We start from the raw sequence: 14591 nt of genomic DNA on the forward strand, positions 1-14591 counted from the left end.
TGTTCCCTGACTCCCGGGCGTGACGGACCTTCCCGGGGGTGCCGGACATGCGGAACCCGCCCCCCGCGGAGAGCGGGAGGCGGGTTCCCCGGCCTCAGAGCAGGCCGGTGACCGTACCGGCGCCGACGGTCCTGCCGCCCTCGCGGATCGCGAAGCCGAGACCGGACTCCAGCGGGATGTCACGGCCGAGCTCGATGGTCATGGTGACCGTGTCGCCGGGCCGTGCCACGGCCGTTTCGCCGAGGTCGACGTCGCCGACCACGTCCGCCGTACGGATGTAGAACTGCGGCCGGTAGCCGGTGGTGACCGCAGTGGTGCGGCCTCCTTCCCGGGCCGACAGGACGTACACCTGCGCGGTGAAGCGCCGGCTCGGACTGACGCTCCCGGGGGCCGCCACCACATGGCCGCGGCGGACGCGGTCGCGCTCCACTCCGCGCAGCAGCAACGCGACGTTGTCCCCGGCCTCCGCGGACTCCATCGGCTTGCCGAAGGTCTCCAGGCCGGTCACGACCGTCTCGATGTCCGCGCCGAGCACCGACACCCTGTCCCCCACGCGCACCGTGCCGCGCTCCACGGCACCGGTGACGACGGTGCCGCGGCCCGTGATGGTGAGCACGTTCTCCACGGACAGCAGGAACGGCGCGTCGATGTAGCGCACCGGCATCGGCACGTACGTGTCGATCGCGTCGAGCAGCCCCTCGATGGACGCCGTCCACCGCGGGTCCCCCTCCAGGGCCTTGAGGCCCGACACCCGTACGACGGGCACGGTGTCGCCGCCGTAGCCGTGCGCGGAGAGCAGCTCACGGACCTCCAGCTCGACCAGGTCGGTCAGCTCGGGGTCACCCGCGTCGGCCTTGTTGAGGGCGACGACGATGTGGTCGACGCCGACCTGACGGGCCAGCAGGACGTGCTCCGCGGTCTGCGGCATGATCCCGTCGAGCGCGGAGACGACGAGGATCGCCCCGTCGAGCTGAGCCGCTCCGGTGACCATGTTCTTGATGTAGTCGGCGTGGCCGGGCATGTCGACGTGCGCGTAGTGCCGGGTGTCGGTCTCGTACTCGACGTGCGAGATGTTGATGGTGATGCCGCGCTGCGCCTCCTCGGGCGCCCGGTCGATCCGGTCGAACGGCACGAAGGTGCCGGTCCCCCGGTCGCTCAGCACCTTGGTGATGGCGGCGGTCAGGGTGGTCTTGCCGTGGTCGACGTGGCCCATGGTGCCGATGTTCAGGTGCGGCTTGGTGCGCACGTATGCCGTCTTGGGCATGGCTCATTCCTTGGAATTCGAAGCTGAGAAAAGAAGACCCCAGGGCCCCGCCGACCCTCCCCTTACGGGGTCCGCCGGACTGTCGGGGGAGGGTCAGCTTCGGGCGCCGCCGATGGGCGCTGCTGCAGCGAGGAACGCTGCTTCGACTGCTGCTGCGGTTGCGACCGCGGTGTTCACGGCAGCCTTCGGCGTGTCCGCGACTGCGGACTGCGCTGCGAGGAAGGCGTACCGGAACATGCCCCTGATCATGGCGGAGCGGCGCGGCGTCGTCGAATGGTTTTCGGCCGGGCCGGACGGGCCTGCCGCACACGGGAGTTCAGCCGGCGGCGGTGCTCACATGTTCTTGAGCGCCTCGCGGACGGACAGCGGTGACAGCCTGTCCCGGGCACCCTCGACGAAGTCGCGCACGGCAGCCGGGTCGGTCTTCGCGTACTCGCGCAGACACCAGCCGATCGCCTTGCGGATGAAGAAGTCCGGGTGGTCGGCCCGCACCAGGCAGTAGCCGAACAGCCGCCCGGTGTCGGTCAGCTCCTTGTACCGCAGTTGGTGCAGCAGGGCCGTGCGGGCGATCCAGATGTCGTCGTCCTCGATCCACCGGTCCATCGCCGTCGCGAGCACCGGATCGGCGGTCACGAGCGGGCCGGCGACATGGGCGGCGAGCAGGTCGACGGTGTCCCACCAGGCCCTGGTGGAGACGAGATGGCGCAGGACCGGGAGGAACCCGGAGGAGCAGCGCGCCACATGACGGCGCAGGTGGTCGACGGCGAAGTACTGGTACTCGCGCTCCGGCAACTCCCAGCAGCGCAGGGCGATCGCCGTACAGTCCGCCTCGTCCGGCCGCCCCGTACCGGCCAGCACGGTCCGTGAGAGCGCCCGCCGCTGCGGGGTGGCGATGCCGAGGAACGGGGCGATGTTCTTCATGTACGCGGCTGCCGACACCGCCCGTTCCGGGTCGGCGGCCCGGGGGTAGACAGCCGTGAGCCGCTCGAGCACGGTGTCGGCGAGCTCACTGTCCGGCACGGTGGGCGCGGCGTGCGCTGCGGGCCTCATGGGCTGCACATTACGGCGATCACACGTCTGTTTCGGTTAGTCTCCCCAAATGTTCGACCCCGTCCCCGCCGCCCGGCCCGCCGGCGGTCTCGCAGTGCGTTGTACGAGGGTGCTGCTCTCACCCTGGTCCCGGTTCTCCCTGCTCGTGGCGGTGCTGCTGGCTGCCGCCACGTCGATGCTGCTGTTCGAACCACAGCGGCTGCTCGCCTCCGGCTGGCCACCCCAGTTGACCGGTTCGGCCGCGGCCATGCTGTTCGGCGTCGCGTACGGCGTGTGCACGGTGGCGTTCGTACCGCGTCCTCTCCTCAATCTCGCCGCCGGCGCGCTCTTCGGTGCGCAGACCGGCCTGGCGGCGGCTCTGGCAGGCACCGTGCTCGGCGCGGGCGTCTCGTTCATGCTCGGTCGGGTACTGGGGCAGGACGCCCTCCGGACGCTCCTGCGCGGACGGTGGATGAAGGCCGCGGACGGGCTGCTGAGCCGGCACGGTTTCCGCTCCATGCTGGCGCTGCGGCTCTTCCCCGGGGTGCCGTTCGCCGCCGCCAACTACTGTGCGGCGACCTCCCGGATGGGGTACCCGCCGTTCCTGCTGGCCACCGGGCTCGGCTCGATCCCCAACACGGCGGCGTACGTCATCGCGGGCAGCGAGGCCTCCTCGCCGACCTCTCCCGCCTTCCTGGCGGCCATGGGCTTCATCGTGCTGTCGGGGGCGGGTGCGGCCCTGCTCGCCTGGCGCAAGCGTCACCGGCTGGGCGGTTCCTGAACGGTGCGCGGGCGGCGTAGCGGGGGCAGCCGGGAGTCCGTTCACGTACAGGCGATACGCTGCGCGCGACCGAAAGACGATCTCCGGGGCGTTACATCCTGCCCTCTTTTTCCTTTTTGACCGCTTCCGCACGCTGTCGACGGCCTGAGTCTCCGTCGGACGTTGCATGATCACCTCCGGGATGGCCAAAGCCCCATGAGCTGGTTCGAATCATTCGTCCTGGGCCTCGTTCAGGGACTGACCGAGTTCCTGCCGATCTCCTCCAGCGCACACCTGCGGCTGACCGCCGCGTTCGCCGGCTGGCACGACCCGGGTGCGGCGTTCACCGCCATCACGCAGATCGGCACCGAGGCTGCGGTCCTCATCTACTTCCGCAAGGACATCGCCCGGATCATCTCGGCATGGTTCCGGTCACTGACCAACTCCTCGATGCGCGGCGACCACGATGCCCAGATGGGCTGGCTGGTGATCATCGGTTCGATTCCCATCGGCGTGCTCGGCGTGACCTTCAAGGACCAGATCGAGGGTCCTTTCCGTGACCTCCGTCTGATCGCGACGACGCTGATCGTCATGGGCATCGTCCTCGGCATCGCGGACCGCCTCGCGGCCCGTGACGAGACCGGCGGCAAGCACCGGGCGATCAAGGAACGCAAGTCGCTGAAGGAACTGGGGGTCAGGGACGGCCTGATCTTCGGCTTCTGCCAGGCGATGGCCCTGATCCCGGGCGTCTCCCGCTCGGGCGCCACGATCAGCGGTGGTCTGCTCATGGGCTACACCCGTGAGGCAGCGGCCCGCTACTCCTTCCTTCTCGCGATTCCCGCGGTGCTGGCCTCGGGCGCGTTCGAGCTGAAGGACGCGGGCGAGGGGCATGTCTCCTGGGGACCGACGATCTTCGCGACGATCATCGCGTTCGCGGTCGGCTACGCGGTCATCGCATGGTTCATGAAGTTCATCACGACCAAGAGCTTCATGCCGTTCGTCATCTACCGCGTGCTTCTGGGCATCCTCCTGTTCATCCTGATCGGCGCGGGTGTCCTGAGTCCTCACGCCGGTGAGTCTGCGGGCTGAGCAGGGCCCCGTGCGGGCGCCCTCCGGGTCCGCCCTGGGGTTCAGGGCGGACCCGGTCGCGTGCTGGTCATCGGCAGACCGTGGTCACGGCGTCGATGCCATGGGCGGCGGTTCAGGGACCCGGGGCACGCAGAACATCGCCCCTTGCGGGGCATGACGGTCAGCGGGTGCGGCCCGTCTGGGTACGGCGCTTGAGGGTCCGCGCGTAGTCCTCGAACCGCGCCTTCGCGATCACCGAACGGTCGGCGGTACGGAGCACCACACCCTCCGCACGGCCCGTCGCCCGGCCGTCCAGCGCCACCTGGGTCTGCAGCCAACTGGCGTTGAGCCAGGCGCTCATCCCGTCGACACTGGTCGGCAGACCTCCCGGCGCGATGACGTCGAGGCGGGGGGTGAGCGCGATGCCTTCCCTGTGGGCGGCGACGGTCAGGGCATCCTCGGCGAGGAACGACTGCCCGCCCCCCTCGCGCCATGCGGATATGTGCTCGACCGGCCGGCCCAAAACCTCCAGCGGCACCGTCGCCACGTCGAACAACCGGTACCCGACCTTCCCGGTCCCGGTGTACTGCTTCGCCGCAGCACCCACCTTCGCCCCGTACACCTCCAGGTAGAAGACGTTGATGCCGTCCCTCGCGGAGAGACCTTCGGCTACGGTGCGCAGCGCCCCCACGATCCCCAGGGCCGGGTTGGTGACCCGGTCGCCCCGGGAGGCAAGAAGCTCCTCGCGGCTGCCGATGAACCAGTCCCCGCCCGGAAGCTGGATGATGCGGGCGTTCGTCCCGTCGACCTTCTCGGTGAGCACCACATCGCCGACGAACGGGGTGGCGTCCTCGGTAAGAGCGCCACGCTCACCGAGTACGTGATAGGTCGGGATGGACGGGTACTTGGTTGCCGAGTTCAGGGCGGGAAGATCGATGCTGTCGCTCATGTGGGACTCCTCGGGGGCGGTCAGGTCCTCTTCATCCGGGCGCTGCGCCGGGCGAGCATGCGGGCATTGATCTGCTCCACTCCGGGGTGCTCCCGTTTGCGCCGGCCGACGGACATCTTCCACCGCCGGCCGCGGGACTGCTCGTCAATTTCGCGCGACGAAGGACCGGAGACCGCCACTACGAGTTCGCGGCGGCCGACGCGGCAAGCACCGCTCTGCACGCGGTAGTCGACATCCTCCGGGAACGTTGCTGCCGACGGGCCGCTCGGGTGACCGGTGGACTGCTCGTGTTGAACGTACAGAAGCCCCGGACCAGCAGGCCCGGGGCTTTGCCGTGCGGTGAGTGGCCGGTTGTCTCAGGCCTACCGATTCCCAGTGGGCGGATAGTAGACCGTCGTCTCTGCCGTATCCGGGTGCTCCTTGAAGAGAGCATTCTCCAGGGTGCTTCGGGCCTCATCGAGAGCTCGCCGAGCAACGTCCAGCTTCTTCGCAGGGACAGCTTCGGGCCCCTGCTGCGGGTAAGCGTTGCCGAGTTGGACCGACAGGTGCGTGAGTTCGTCGCGAATTGCCGCAAGGCGCAGTCCCACCGCAGCGTGTTCCTCATGTGTGAGTCGCGGTTTCATCGGCTCCTCGTCCCTTTCTTCCCTTGGTATATCGAAGGTGGTCGGCGGGCTCGTTGCTCGTCCGGTGACTACTTGCGGGGCTTGAGGGGTTCGCAGCCGCTGATGCTGACAACGCCGTCGGCCTTCTTCAGGGTGATGATGATCCGCTCGTCGGCGTTCGCTGACTTGAGCTGCGGGAACTCCGAGTCGCTGGTCGGCTCGGTCGAGATCATGCATACCTCGAAGATGCCTTTCTCCGCTCCAGCCGATGTGTACGTGCCTACTGGAATGTCCTCGCCGACGACGTAGTCGCCGTCCGGATACTCCTTCGGCTTGGGCTTGGGCTTCGCCGCCGGCGTCGGCTTCTCGGTGGGCTTTGCGGCGGGCTTGTCGTCAACTTCGGCGGCGGCAGCAGTCTTCTTGGCTGCGGGCTTGGAGCTTTCGGCGGTCACAGTCTTACCAGTGTTCGCCGTGTCGTCGCCGACGATCGCCCCAAGGATGACGAGGAGCACGAGGACTCCGAAAATGCTCCCGAAGACGATGGCAACGATCACTCCGGCGCCCATCTTCTTCTTCGGCGGCGGAGGGTAGCCGGGCCCACCGACGTAGGTCTGGCCGGGGTACTGCTGACCGTAAGGCTGCTGCGGGTACTGCTGACTCACTGGTTCCCCTTATGGTCGCGGTGCGGGTGATCCGTGGGGGAATCGTGAATGTACCGGGTATGGAGCCCGGTTGGTGCCGGTCTGCCCGATCAGTTGGGCAGTTGGTTGCGGGTGCCGACGATGACGGCCCGCGGTTCCCGGGTGTGGATGCTGCGGGAGTCCTGGGTGACGGGCCCGTTTGTCGATGTGGAGGACTTAAGCGCTGCCGCCTACCGAAGTCCATGGCGTCGGCTCCGCGGACAGCGAGTACCGCTCGTTCCCCGGGGAAGCGCGGGTGGAGGACTTGGACGGCAACAGTCCCGGACGATGACGGCGCCCCGGACCAGCAGGCCCGGGGCTTTGCCGTGCGGTGGGGCGTCAGGCCGGGCACGTGCCGCCTGCGGCCTGGTACTCGGTGGTGCCTGCCGGGAGTCCCGCCTCTGCTGCTCCAGCTGCCCCTACGACGTAGCGCCCGTTGGCGAGGCGCCGGTCGTACTCGTCCCCGCCGGTCGTGCATTCGATGCCGACGACGTAGACGGCCTCTTCGGTGAGTTCGGCCTTCACGGCATCGAAGACGGCACGGAGCTGGTCATCGCTGTCGACCTGGACGAGGACGTTCCTGACGGCGCCCGCCTCTTCCCGTTCGGTGATCTTGTAGGCGACCGCAGCGGCTTTGCTCCCGCCTTGGACCCCGTCGATGCCCGTGCTGCTTCCGCCGTTCCTGCTGTTGCCGTCGCCGTCGGCGCAACCGCTCAGAGCGAGGGTGGCGGCGAGGGCGACGAGGACGGTACCGACTGTGGCTCTCATCCGATTCATCATCCGTGCCGCCTGCCGATGTGTCCGCCAATTTCCCTATGTTGATGGATTTCGGTCGCGTTCGGGTCGCCATCTGACTCGCCTAGTCCGGCCGTGGGCGGTTTTGCGTCGATGCCGCCTCTGCGTCAATCGGCGTGCTTGTGCATCACGTCGAGGTAGTGCCGATCACGGTGCGGCACGTCGATGTCCCGTCCCGGCAGGCTGAAGACCGCGCAGACCTCGGCGGGGCGGGTGAGGAGGCTTGACTGGCGGCCGAAGGTGAGAGTGCTGTTGACCGCATGCCGGCAGCCGGCGCCGTCGAGGGCGGCGGTCAGGTCCTCGCGGAGGACGGTGGTCCCGTAGGACTCGGAATCGGGCAGGACCAGCGGAGGAAGCTTGGCGGTCGAACCGGGCCGGATGTTGAGCCACAGGCCGCTCACGGCCCGCTGGGTGATGACCAGCTGCAGCCCGTGCCAGGAGTACGGGTAGCCGTCGGTATCGGGTCCCAGCAGGATGTGGGCGGGGTGCGGGCGCCCGGGGCCGAGAAGGCCTTCCGCCTCGTCCAGGGACATTCCGCAGCTCAGGGGCCCGATCCGGCCGGTGCGGGAGAAGTCGACAAGTACGTCCATCAAGGTCACGACAGGGACTGTGACACTCCCCCGAGCCGCATCGCACGTCGATTTCGGGGCGGCACCGCGGCCGACGCCGGCCCGCGGGCGACGGCAGGAGCCGGCGACACCACAACGCCCAGGTCAGCGGCGACCAGTGACCCGTCGCCGCCGTGACACCCCGGTCGCCCGTACAATCTGCGCATGCCCACCCCGCCCTCCGAGCCGACGCCTGTCCGCTCACTCACCGAGCTGAACGCGGAGATCCGCGCGCTCGTCGACGGCGGCCTGGTGTCCCCGGAGTCCCGCCGGGAGTACGAACGGCTGCTGGTCGAGTGGGGGGCCTCGGTGCAGGGCGGCGTCGAGGCGGCCTGACGGTAGGTGCGCGCGTCAGGAGCTTCGCTCCGGCGGCTGGTGCAGCCCGAAGGGGGAACCCTGGTCGTCGTGGCAGAGCTGGAAGCGGCCGAAGCGGGCGACCGACACCTCGTCAATTCCCAGGTCGATGTCATCGACCCGGCCGCCGAGTTCGCGGACGCGTGTCACCGCGGACGCCATGTCGTCGACGGCGAAGAACAGGTACGGGCTCGCGCCCGCGTCCCCGCCGTGCAACCCGCCGGGGACATTGGGCGTGCCGATCGCGAACCCGCCGCCGTCGGCCGGGCCGGGGTCGAAGGTCCAGCCGAACAGCCCGCCGTAGAACGTCCGCGCCTGCTCGGGGTCGCCCGCACCCAGTTCGAAGAAGGAGACCTCACCGGCCATCGCGGGTACCTGTCCGTCCGCTCGGAGACTTTCCGTCCACGCTACGGTCGGCCGCGCCCCGGGGCACTCCGCCGTGCCGACCGGCCGCCGGGAAACCGCGTTGCCCTCTGCTCCCGCCCTCCATACGGTGCAGCGCATGCTGCCTGAGGTGGATACGGACGAGGAGTGGGACGCGGTCGTTCCGGACGAGGCCGTGATGCGTCCCGGCGCGGAGGACCTCTGTGCGCGCCTCGGGCTCGCCGGAGCCCCCCTCGCCCGCTTCCCGGAAGGCTCTCAGCCGGTGTACGCGGTCGGGGACGAGCTCGTGCTCAAAATCGTCTCCCGCCGGGGCACGGTCCGGCCACGGCCGGTGCCGGACCCTTGGCCTGCCGCTCCCGCTGGCGGAGACTTGCGCGATGACACAGCGCGTGGCTCTCGCGACGGTGATGGACCGGCTCTCCATCGATGCAGTGATCACTGACTACGCGGTCGCGGTGGACGACGGCACCTGGGACGACTACATCGCCTTGTTCACCGAGGACGGCCGTGCCGACTACCGCGGTGCGGGAGGGGCCGAGGGCACGGCACCGGAGACCGCGCAGTGGCTCGCCCGGACCCTGCGCGCCTCTCCCGTCCGGCAGCACCTGATCGTCAACCGGCGGCTCGATCTCCAGGATCTTGGCGGCTACCCCGGTGACCAGGCACGGGTGCGGGCGGACTATCTGAATCCGATGGGCCCGGCAGCCGAAGCCGGGGAACACGGGACGGTGCCGGCCTTCGTCTCCGGCGGCAGGTATGCCTTCGACCTGCTGCGTACGGAGCCGGGCTGGCGGATCCGTACCGTCGAGGCCCGCGAGTTGTGGCGGTGCGCGCCCGGGGCCGCCACCGGCTGAGCCCCGCGCCCGGCGCCGGCGTCACGGGCTGAATCCGCGCCCGGCGCCGGCGTCACCGCCTGATCCCGGGGCCCGCGGGGCCGTGCCGGACGGCACGCCCACTGTGCGCTGCCGATCTTCTGCCCCACACTGGGATCACGTGGGCGGACCGGCAAGGAGGACACGGCATGCCGTTGCGGGGCGGGCGGGTTCCTGCAGACCGGGTTTCGGACGGCCCGGCCACCGGGTTCCGGCCCGGCGTACGCCTGCTGCGCTCACCCGGGTGGCGCGCCGCCGCTGCCCTGCTCGCGGGCGCACTGCCCGCCCTGGCGTTTCCCGAGCCGTCGCTCTGGTGGTTCGCCTATGTCGCACTGGTCCCCTGGCTGCTCCTGATCCGGTCGGCGGACACCGGGCGGCGGGCCGCCCTCGACGGATGGCTCGGCGGCATGGGCTTCATGCTTGCCGTGCATCACTGGCTCGTTCCGAGCCTGCACGTGTTCATCGTGGTTCTCGCGGCGCTGCTCGGCCTGTTGTGGGCCCCTTGGGGCCTGCTGGTGGCCAGGCTGACCGGCGGATCGCCGTCCGTACTCCGCTCGGTCGCGGCCGTCGCCGTGGTGCCGTCCGGCTGGCTGATGATCGAGCTCGTCCGCTCCTGGGAGGGGCTCGGCGGCCCCTGGGGGCTGCTGGGCGCCAGCCAGTGGGAGTTCGCTCCCGCTCTGCGGACCGCGTCGGTGGGCGGTGTGTGGCTGGTCAGTCTGCTCGTCCTGGCGGTGAACACGGCGGTCGCTCTGCTGCTCGCCGTGCCTGGGGCCCGCACTGCCGCGGCAGCCTCCCTGGTGGTGTGCACGCTGTTCGTCGGCGCGCTGTGGGTATGGGCACCGCGGCCGGAGACCACCGGAACGGCCCGGATCGCCGTCGTGCAGCCGGGTGTCGTCGACGGCCCGGGCAGCGTCGAGCGCCGGTTCGCGCGCAGCGAGGAGCTGACCCGTGGCCTCGCCGGCCGGGATGTCGACCTGGTGGTGTGGGGCGAGAGCAGTGTGGGTGTCGATCTTTCGCGCAGCCCTGGGACGGCGGCCCGGATCGCGGCGCTGTCGCGGCTGGTCGGGGCCGACGTGCTGGTGAACATGGACGCCAGGCGGACGGACGGCCCGGACCGCGCCGGGATCTTCAAGTCGGCCGTACTGGTGGGTCCGGACGGGCCGACCGGGGACCGCTACGACAAGATGCGCCTGGTGCCGTTCGGTGAGTACGTCCCGGCCCGTGCGGTGCTGGGCTGGGCGACCTCGGTGGGCAAGGCGGCAGGTGAGGACCGGCTGCGCGGCAGCCGTCCGGTGGTGATGCGCCTGCCGGGTGAGGACGGGCTGCGGCTCGGGCCGCTGGTGTGCTTCGAGTCGGCGTTTCCCGACATGAGCAGACGGCTCGCCAAGGACGGCGCACAGGTACTGATCGCCCAGTCGTCCACCTCGACGTTCCAGCACAGCTGGGCGCCGGAGCAGCATGCGTCGCTCGGGGCGCTGCGCGCGGCCGAGAGCGGGCGCCCGATGGTGCATGCCACCCTGACGGGCGTCAGCGCCGTGTACGGCCCGCAGGGCGAACGGGTGGGAGGGTGGATCGGTACGGACGCGAGTGAGGCTGCCGTGTTCGACGTACCGCTCGCCCGGGGCACGACGCTCTATGTGCGGCTCGGCGCGTGGCCGGTGTACGCGGCGTTGGCGGTGCTGGCCGCCTTCTTCGCGGTGACGGGTGTGCGGTCCCTCAGGACGCCTGCTCCCACGCGTCCCGGACCACGCGCTCACACAGACGGTGAGTCTCCAGGGCGTCCTGGGCGCTGAGCACCTTCCCGGCCCTGATCCCGTCCAGGAAGGACAGCACGCTCTGCTCGATGCCGCGCTGGCGTGCGACGGGTACCCAGTCACCGCGCCGCCGGACGGTGGGCTGGCCCTTGTGGTCGACGACGTCGGCGAGGTTGAGGACCTGGCGCTTGGAGTCCTGGCCGGAGACCTCGAGGATCTCCTCGGTCGATCCGTTGAGCCGGTTCATCATGCCGATGGCGGTGAAGCCGTCTCCCGACAGCTGAAGAACCACATGGTGCATGAGACCGTCGACGATCCGTGCCCGCACGACGGTAGCGGTGACCGGGCCGGGCACCAGGAAGCGCAGCGTGTCGACGACGTGGATGAAGTCGTCGAGCACCATGCTGCGGGGGTCCTCGGGCAGCCCGACCCGGTTCTTCTGCATCAGAATCAGCTCGCGCGGGTGCTCGATGCACTGCGCGTAGGACGGGGCGAGACGGCGGTTGAACCCGACGGCGAGGCTCACGCCCCGCTCCTCGGCCAGGGCCACCAGCCGTTCGGAGTCGGCGAGTTCATGGGCGAGCGGCTTGTCGACGTAGGTGGGCACACCCGCTTCGAGCAGCCGGCCGGTGATCTCCGGGTGCACGGGGGTCGGCGCGTGCACGAAGGCGGCGTCCAGTCCCTGGGCCAGGAGCGAGTCGAGGTCCGCGTGGAGCTGTCGCTCGGGGATCCGATGGGTTTCCGCGACGGCCGCCAGGGTGGCCGGTGTACGGGTCTGCAGGTGCAGCTCGACCCCGGGCAGTGCGGTCAGAACCGGCAGATATGCCTTCTGCGCGATGTCGCCGAGCCCGATGCAGCCGATTTTCACCAGTGTCTCCCTGTGGTTCTCGCACGCCCGTGTCACGGCCGCGTCCTGTGCCCGTCCTTGGTTCCGGCAGCATACGTGCGCTGCGGCGGCTGCCAGTCGGCGATCCCGTCGAAGGTCCGCAGGACGAGCCCCGGGCCGAGGCGGGAGACGGTGGACATCAGCCCGTTCCGGAGTGCGGCGGCAGGCCCGCTGGACAGCTGCATCAGCCGGGAGACCTGTGCGGCCTTGCGGACGATCGCCGTCGTACGGGGCTGCCTGGCCGCGCTGTAGGCGGCCGTCCCCTCCCCCAGGTCGCCGTCCGGTGTGAGGTGGTGGGCGAGCACGATGGCGTCCTCGATGGCCTGGTTGCCGCCCTGGCCGAGCGTGGGCGCCATGGCGTGTGCGGCGTCACCCACGAGCACCGTGCGCCCCTGGTGGAAGGAGGGCAGCGGGTCGGTCAGGTGGTACACGTCGTGACGCAGGACCTCATCGGGCGTGACTGCGTCGATGATTCCGGGAACCGGGGCGTGCCAGTCGCCGAACCTGCGCAGCAGTTCCGCCTTCTCGTCGTCGGGTGCGACCGCTCCGGCCGGCGCGGTGGCCGCCGCGTAGGCGTAGATCCGGCCGTCCTTCAGCGGATGACTGCCCCACAGGGCGCCTCGGCCCCAGGTCTCCTGCGAGCCGATCGGGCTGCCGGGCGCAGGGGCGATGACACGCCAGGTGGTGAAACCGCTGTAGGTGGGACCAGGGTGACGCGGGAAGAGCGCGGAGCGTACGGACGAGCCGATGCCGTCGGCCCCGATGACGAGGTCGGCCTCGATGTCCCCGGAGGGTGTCCTCACGACGGCCCGGCGGCCGCCCGCGCTGCCGGCGCCGACGAGCTGTGCCGGTGTACCGGTGTGCAGGGCGGTGTCGGGAATTCCGGCGCGGAGCAGGTCGATCAGGACGGAGCGGTGCAGCAGGACCAGGGGGCCGCCGAACCTCTCCGCCGCTGCCGCGCTGTTCGTACGGGCGAGCCAGCGGCCGGCCGGATTGCGCATCCCGCCGTCGCCCTGCCAGGCGGCGAGGGACCTGATCGTGTCGCCGAGGCCGATGACGTCCAGTGCGCGCTGGGCATTGGGAGAGAGGCTGATGCCGGCACCGACCGGCTCCACCGAGGGCGCGCGCTCCAGGACGGTGACATGCCAGCCGCCCCGGTGCAGCGCCGTGGCGGCGGTGAGTCCGCCGATTCCGCTGCCGATGATCACCGCGTGGGGTGTCGTCATGACTGAGCCCTCCTCGGAACTACACCTGTAGTTGCGAGATCCACCGTACTACAGCCGTAGTGACGGCGGTAGATTGGCCCCATGCCCACACGCACCACCGGGACAACCGGCACCTCCCGCGCAGGCCTGATCGCCGACACCGCGCTCACGCTGCTCGCGGAGCGCGGGATGCGGGGCCTCACCCATCGCGCGGTGGACGAGCGGGCCGGACTCCCCCAGGGGTCGACGTCGAACCACGCACGCACCCGCCAGGCGCTGCTGGAAGCCGCCGTGCGCCGGCTCGCCGAACGCGAGGCGCAGGTGCTCGCCCCCGGAGAGCTTCCGGCGGACGGCGCCCCCGGCTCCGCTGCCGCCGGACTGGCACGCGCACTGCACCGCTATCTGACCGGCCATCCGGAACTTCTGGTATGCCGCTACGAACTCGCCCTGGAGGCCACCAGGCGCCCCGAACTGCGGGCGTTCTTCGATGCCGCGGGCCGGCAGTTCCGCGAGCCCCTCGTCGCCCTGATGACCGCGGCCGGATCCGCCGAACCGGAGCGCCACGCGCTGTCGCTCGTGGCCTGGGCGGAAGGGATGATGTTCGCCTGCGCCGCGGGCTCGTACCACCGCTCCGTGCCGACCGAGGACGAACTGCGCACCGGCTGCGCCGAGCTGTTGCGCGGGATGCTCGGTGTCCAGGCCGCCGACCACCGGTAACCACTGGCCATGCTCATGATCATTGAGCGAGGATGGCCGGCATGACGACAGACGAACGTACCGAACCCGCCTTCGACGCCGCCGAGCGCCAGATGCTCGAGGGATGGCTGGACTACCACCGCGAGACGCTCGTCATGAAGTGCGCGGGCCTCACCGACGCCCAGTTGCGGGAGGCGTCCGTGCCTCCTTCGGAGTTCACGCTGCTCGGACTGGTGCGGCATCTGGCGGAGGTCGAGCGCGGCTGGTTCCGCGAGGTGCTGGTCGGCGAGGACGTGCCGCCGATCTACGGCAGCGACGAGGACCCGGACGGGGAGTTCCACCTCACCGAGGCGGACACCTGGGACGAGGCGCACGCGACCTGGCTGGCGGAGATCGAGGTGGCACGGCTGAATGCGGCGAAGTTCGAACTCGACGGCCTCTCGGTCGGCCTGAGCCGCGGGGGCAAGCCCTTCAGCCTCCGCTGGATCTACACGCACATGATCGAGGAGTACGCCCGGCACAACGGTCACGCGGACCTCGTGCGGGAGCGGATCGACGGCGCGACCGGGGAGTGATGGCGCGGACCATCGCCCCACGCCCCCCTGACGCTCCTGACTCTCCGCCGCCGGTTCCGGGGCACGTCGCTGACCGGGTCACTCGTGCGGGCCAATCCTTGCTCACCGGC

At 70.2% G+C, this 14591-nt stretch carries 17 protein-coding genes and 1 pseudogene; 8 read left to right on the forward strand and 10 right to left on the reverse strand.

Features of this window, described 5'->3' with window-relative positions:
• Window positions 1-94: 94 nt before the first annotated feature.
• Both tuf and ACFQ6X_RS04895 read right to left on the reverse strand, forming a co-directional pair.
• Window positions 95-1264 carry an elongation factor Tu gene (gene tuf, locus ACFQ6X_RS04890; protein WP_329213324.1) on the reverse strand — a complete coding sequence of 390 codons (1170 nt, stop codon included), beginning with the start codon at window positions 1262-1264 and terminating at the stop codon, window positions 95-97.
• 333 nt (window positions 1265-1597) lie between these two features.
• The gene (locus tag ACFQ6X_RS04895) at window positions 1598-2314 is read right to left on the reverse strand and encodes a DNA alkylation repair protein (protein WP_383175966.1); all 717 of its coding nucleotides are present in this window, start codon (window positions 2312-2314) and stop codon (window positions 1598-1600) included.
• 49 nt (window positions 2315-2363) lie between these two features.
• Between ACFQ6X_RS04895 and ACFQ6X_RS04900 the strand changes: the two genes are divergently transcribed.
• Window positions 2364-3074, forward strand: a complete 711-nt coding sequence (locus tag ACFQ6X_RS04900; RefSeq protein ID WP_351168424.1) for a TVP38/TMEM64 family protein — start codon at window positions 2364-2366, stop codon at window positions 3072-3074.
• Between the two features lie 195 nt (window positions 3075-3269).
• Window positions 3270-4142 (forward strand): undecaprenyl-diphosphate phosphatase, encoded by an 873-nt coding sequence (locus ACFQ6X_RS04905; RefSeq protein WP_383175970.1) that lies wholly within the window; start codon window positions 3270-3272, stop codon window positions 4140-4142.
• A 160-nt stretch (window positions 4143-4302) separates the two neighbouring features.
• Here the strand turns inward: ACFQ6X_RS04905 and ACFQ6X_RS04910 are convergent, their stop codons facing one another.
• From ACFQ6X_RS04910 to ACFQ6X_RS04930, 5 genes are all read right to left on the reverse strand, one after another.
• Entirely contained in the window at window positions 4303-5070 is a 768-nt protein-coding gene (locus tag ACFQ6X_RS04910) for an RNA ligase family protein (RefSeq protein WP_383175973.1), read from the reverse strand.
• Window positions 5071-5090: 20 nt separating this feature from the next.
• Window positions 5091-5291, reverse strand: a complete 201-nt coding sequence (locus ACFQ6X_RS04915) for a hypothetical protein (RefSeq protein WP_383175976.1) — start codon at window positions 5289-5291, stop codon at window positions 5091-5093.
• Between the two features lie 470 nt (window positions 5292-5761).
• Window positions 5762-6334, reverse strand: a complete 573-nt coding sequence (locus tag ACFQ6X_RS04920; protein WP_383175978.1) for a hypothetical protein — start codon at window positions 6332-6334, stop codon at window positions 5762-5764.
• Between the two features lie 357 nt (window positions 6335-6691).
• Window positions 6692-7120 (reverse strand): hypothetical protein, encoded by a 429-nt coding sequence (locus tag ACFQ6X_RS04925; protein WP_383175981.1) that lies wholly within the window; start codon window positions 7118-7120, stop codon window positions 6692-6694.
• Window positions 7121-7254: 134 nt separating this feature from the next.
• On the reverse strand, window positions 7255-7746 hold the full coding sequence (locus ACFQ6X_RS04930) for a hypothetical protein (protein ID WP_383175984.1): 492 nt from the start codon (window positions 7744-7746) through the stop codon (window positions 7255-7257).
• Window positions 7747-7920: 174 nt separating this feature from the next.
• On the opposite strand from ACFQ6X_RS04930, the gene ACFQ6X_RS04935 reads away from it, so the two are divergent.
• The gene (locus tag ACFQ6X_RS04935) at window positions 7921-8091 is read left to right on the forward strand and encodes a hypothetical protein (RefSeq protein ID WP_351168434.1); all 171 of its coding nucleotides are present in this window, start codon (window positions 7921-7923) and stop codon (window positions 8089-8091) included.
• Between the two features lie 15 nt (window positions 8092-8106).
• On the opposite strand, the gene ACFQ6X_RS04940 is transcribed toward ACFQ6X_RS04935, so the two are convergent.
• The gene (locus ACFQ6X_RS04940) at window positions 8107-8475 is read right to left on the reverse strand and encodes a VOC family protein (protein ID WP_383175987.1); all 369 of its coding nucleotides are present in this window, start codon (window positions 8473-8475) and stop codon (window positions 8107-8109) included.
• A gap of 136 nt (window positions 8476-8611) precedes the next feature.
• Here ACFQ6X_RS04940 and ACFQ6X_RS04945 point away from each other — a divergent pair.
• From ACFQ6X_RS04945 to lnt, 3 genes and pseudogenes are all read left to right on the forward strand, one after another.
• Window positions 8612-8791 (forward strand): annotated as a pseudogene (locus ACFQ6X_RS04945) (aminoglycoside phosphotransferase family protein); the annotation flags it as partial.
• 79 nt (window positions 8792-8870) lie between these two features.
• The gene (locus tag ACFQ6X_RS04950) at window positions 8871-9347 is read left to right on the forward strand and encodes a nuclear transport factor 2 family protein (protein ID WP_383175990.1); all 477 of its coding nucleotides are present in this window, start codon (window positions 8871-8873) and stop codon (window positions 9345-9347) included.
• Window positions 9348-9514: 167 nt separating this feature from the next.
• A complete protein-coding gene (lnt, locus tag ACFQ6X_RS04955; protein WP_383175992.1) occupies window positions 9515-11158 on the forward strand; it encodes an apolipoprotein N-acyltransferase in 1644 nt (547 codons plus the stop codon).
• Here lnt and ACFQ6X_RS04960 read toward each other — a convergent pair.
• Window positions 11082-11987, reverse strand: coding sequence for a Gfo/Idh/MocA family protein (locus ACFQ6X_RS04960; protein ID WP_383175995.1), 906 nt, complete (start codon window positions 11985-11987; stop codon window positions 11082-11084). The two genes, lnt and ACFQ6X_RS04960, sit on opposite strands and share 77 nt — an antisense overlap.
• A gap of 32 nt (window positions 11988-12019) precedes the next feature.
• A complete protein-coding gene (locus ACFQ6X_RS04965) occupies window positions 12020-13231 on the reverse strand; it encodes an FAD-dependent monooxygenase (protein WP_383175998.1) in 1212 nt (403 codons plus the stop codon).
• Window positions 13232-13312: 81 nt separating this feature from the next.
• Between ACFQ6X_RS04965 and ACFQ6X_RS04970 the strand changes: the two genes are divergently transcribed.
• Window positions 13313-13927: a TetR/AcrR family transcriptional regulator gene (locus ACFQ6X_RS04970; RefSeq protein ID WP_383176001.1), complete on the forward strand. Its 615-nt coding sequence runs from the start codon at window positions 13313-13315 to the stop codon at window positions 13925-13927.
• A gap of 41 nt (window positions 13928-13968) precedes the next feature.
• Window positions 13969-14481 (forward strand): DinB family protein, encoded by a 513-nt coding sequence (locus ACFQ6X_RS04975; RefSeq protein WP_383176004.1) that lies wholly within the window; start codon window positions 13969-13971, stop codon window positions 14479-14481.
• Window positions 14482-14591 lie beyond the last annotated feature (110 nt).

Source organism: Streptomyces sp. NPDC056452, from assembly GCF_042796085.1.
Classification (GTDB): domain Bacteria; phylum Actinomycetota; class Actinomycetes; order Streptomycetales; family Streptomycetaceae; genus Streptomyces.

What these genes read in the sequence shown, in the direction of transcription:
- ACFQ6X_RS04965 (WP_383175998.1), bottom strand. Translation starts at nt 13,231, where the DNA reads ATGACGACACCCCACGCGGTGATCATCGGCAGCGGAATCGGCGGACTC.
- ACFQ6X_RS04970 (WP_383176001.1), top strand. Translation starts at nt 13,313, where the DNA reads ATGCCCACACGCACCACCGGGACAACCGGCACCTCCCGCGCAGGCCTG.
- ACFQ6X_RS04895 (WP_383175966.1), bottom strand. Translation starts at nt 2,314, where the DNA reads ATGAGGCCCGCAGCGCACGCCGCGCCCACCGTGCCGGACAGTGAGCTC.
- ACFQ6X_RS04935 (WP_351168434.1), top strand. Translation starts at nt 7,921, where the DNA reads ATGCCCACCCCGCCCTCCGAGCCGACGCCTGTCCGCTCACTCACCGAG.
- ACFQ6X_RS04925 (WP_383175981.1), bottom strand. Translation starts at nt 7,120, where the DNA reads ATGAGAGCCACAGTCGGTACCGTCCTCGTCGCCCTCGCCGCCACCCTC.
- lnt (WP_383175992.1), top strand. Translation starts at nt 9,515, where the DNA reads ATGCCGTTGCGGGGCGGGCGGGTTCCTGCAGACCGGGTTTCGGACGGC.
- ACFQ6X_RS04900 (WP_351168424.1), top strand. Translation starts at nt 2,364, where the DNA reads ATGTTCGACCCCGTCCCCGCCGCCCGGCCCGCCGGCGGTCTCGCAGTG.
- ACFQ6X_RS04940 (WP_383175987.1), bottom strand. Translation starts at nt 8,475, where the DNA reads ATGGCCGGTGAGGTCTCCTTCTTCGAACTGGGTGCGGGCGACCCCGAG.
- ACFQ6X_RS04910 (WP_383175973.1), bottom strand. Translation starts at nt 5,070, where the DNA reads ATGAGCGACAGCATCGATCTTCCCGCCCTGAACTCGGCAACCAAGTAC.
- tuf (WP_329213324.1), bottom strand. Translation starts at nt 1,264, where the DNA reads ATGCCCAAGACGGCATACGTGCGCACCAAGCCGCACCTGAACATCGGC.
- ACFQ6X_RS04905 (WP_383175970.1), top strand. Translation starts at nt 3,270, where the DNA reads ATGAGCTGGTTCGAATCATTCGTCCTGGGCCTCGTTCAGGGACTGACC.
- ACFQ6X_RS04975 (WP_383176004.1), top strand. Translation starts at nt 13,969, where the DNA reads ATGACGACAGACGAACGTACCGAACCCGCCTTCGACGCCGCCGAGCGC.
- ACFQ6X_RS04950 (WP_383175990.1), top strand. Translation starts at nt 8,871, where the DNA reads ATGACACAGCGCGTGGCTCTCGCGACGGTGATGGACCGGCTCTCCATC.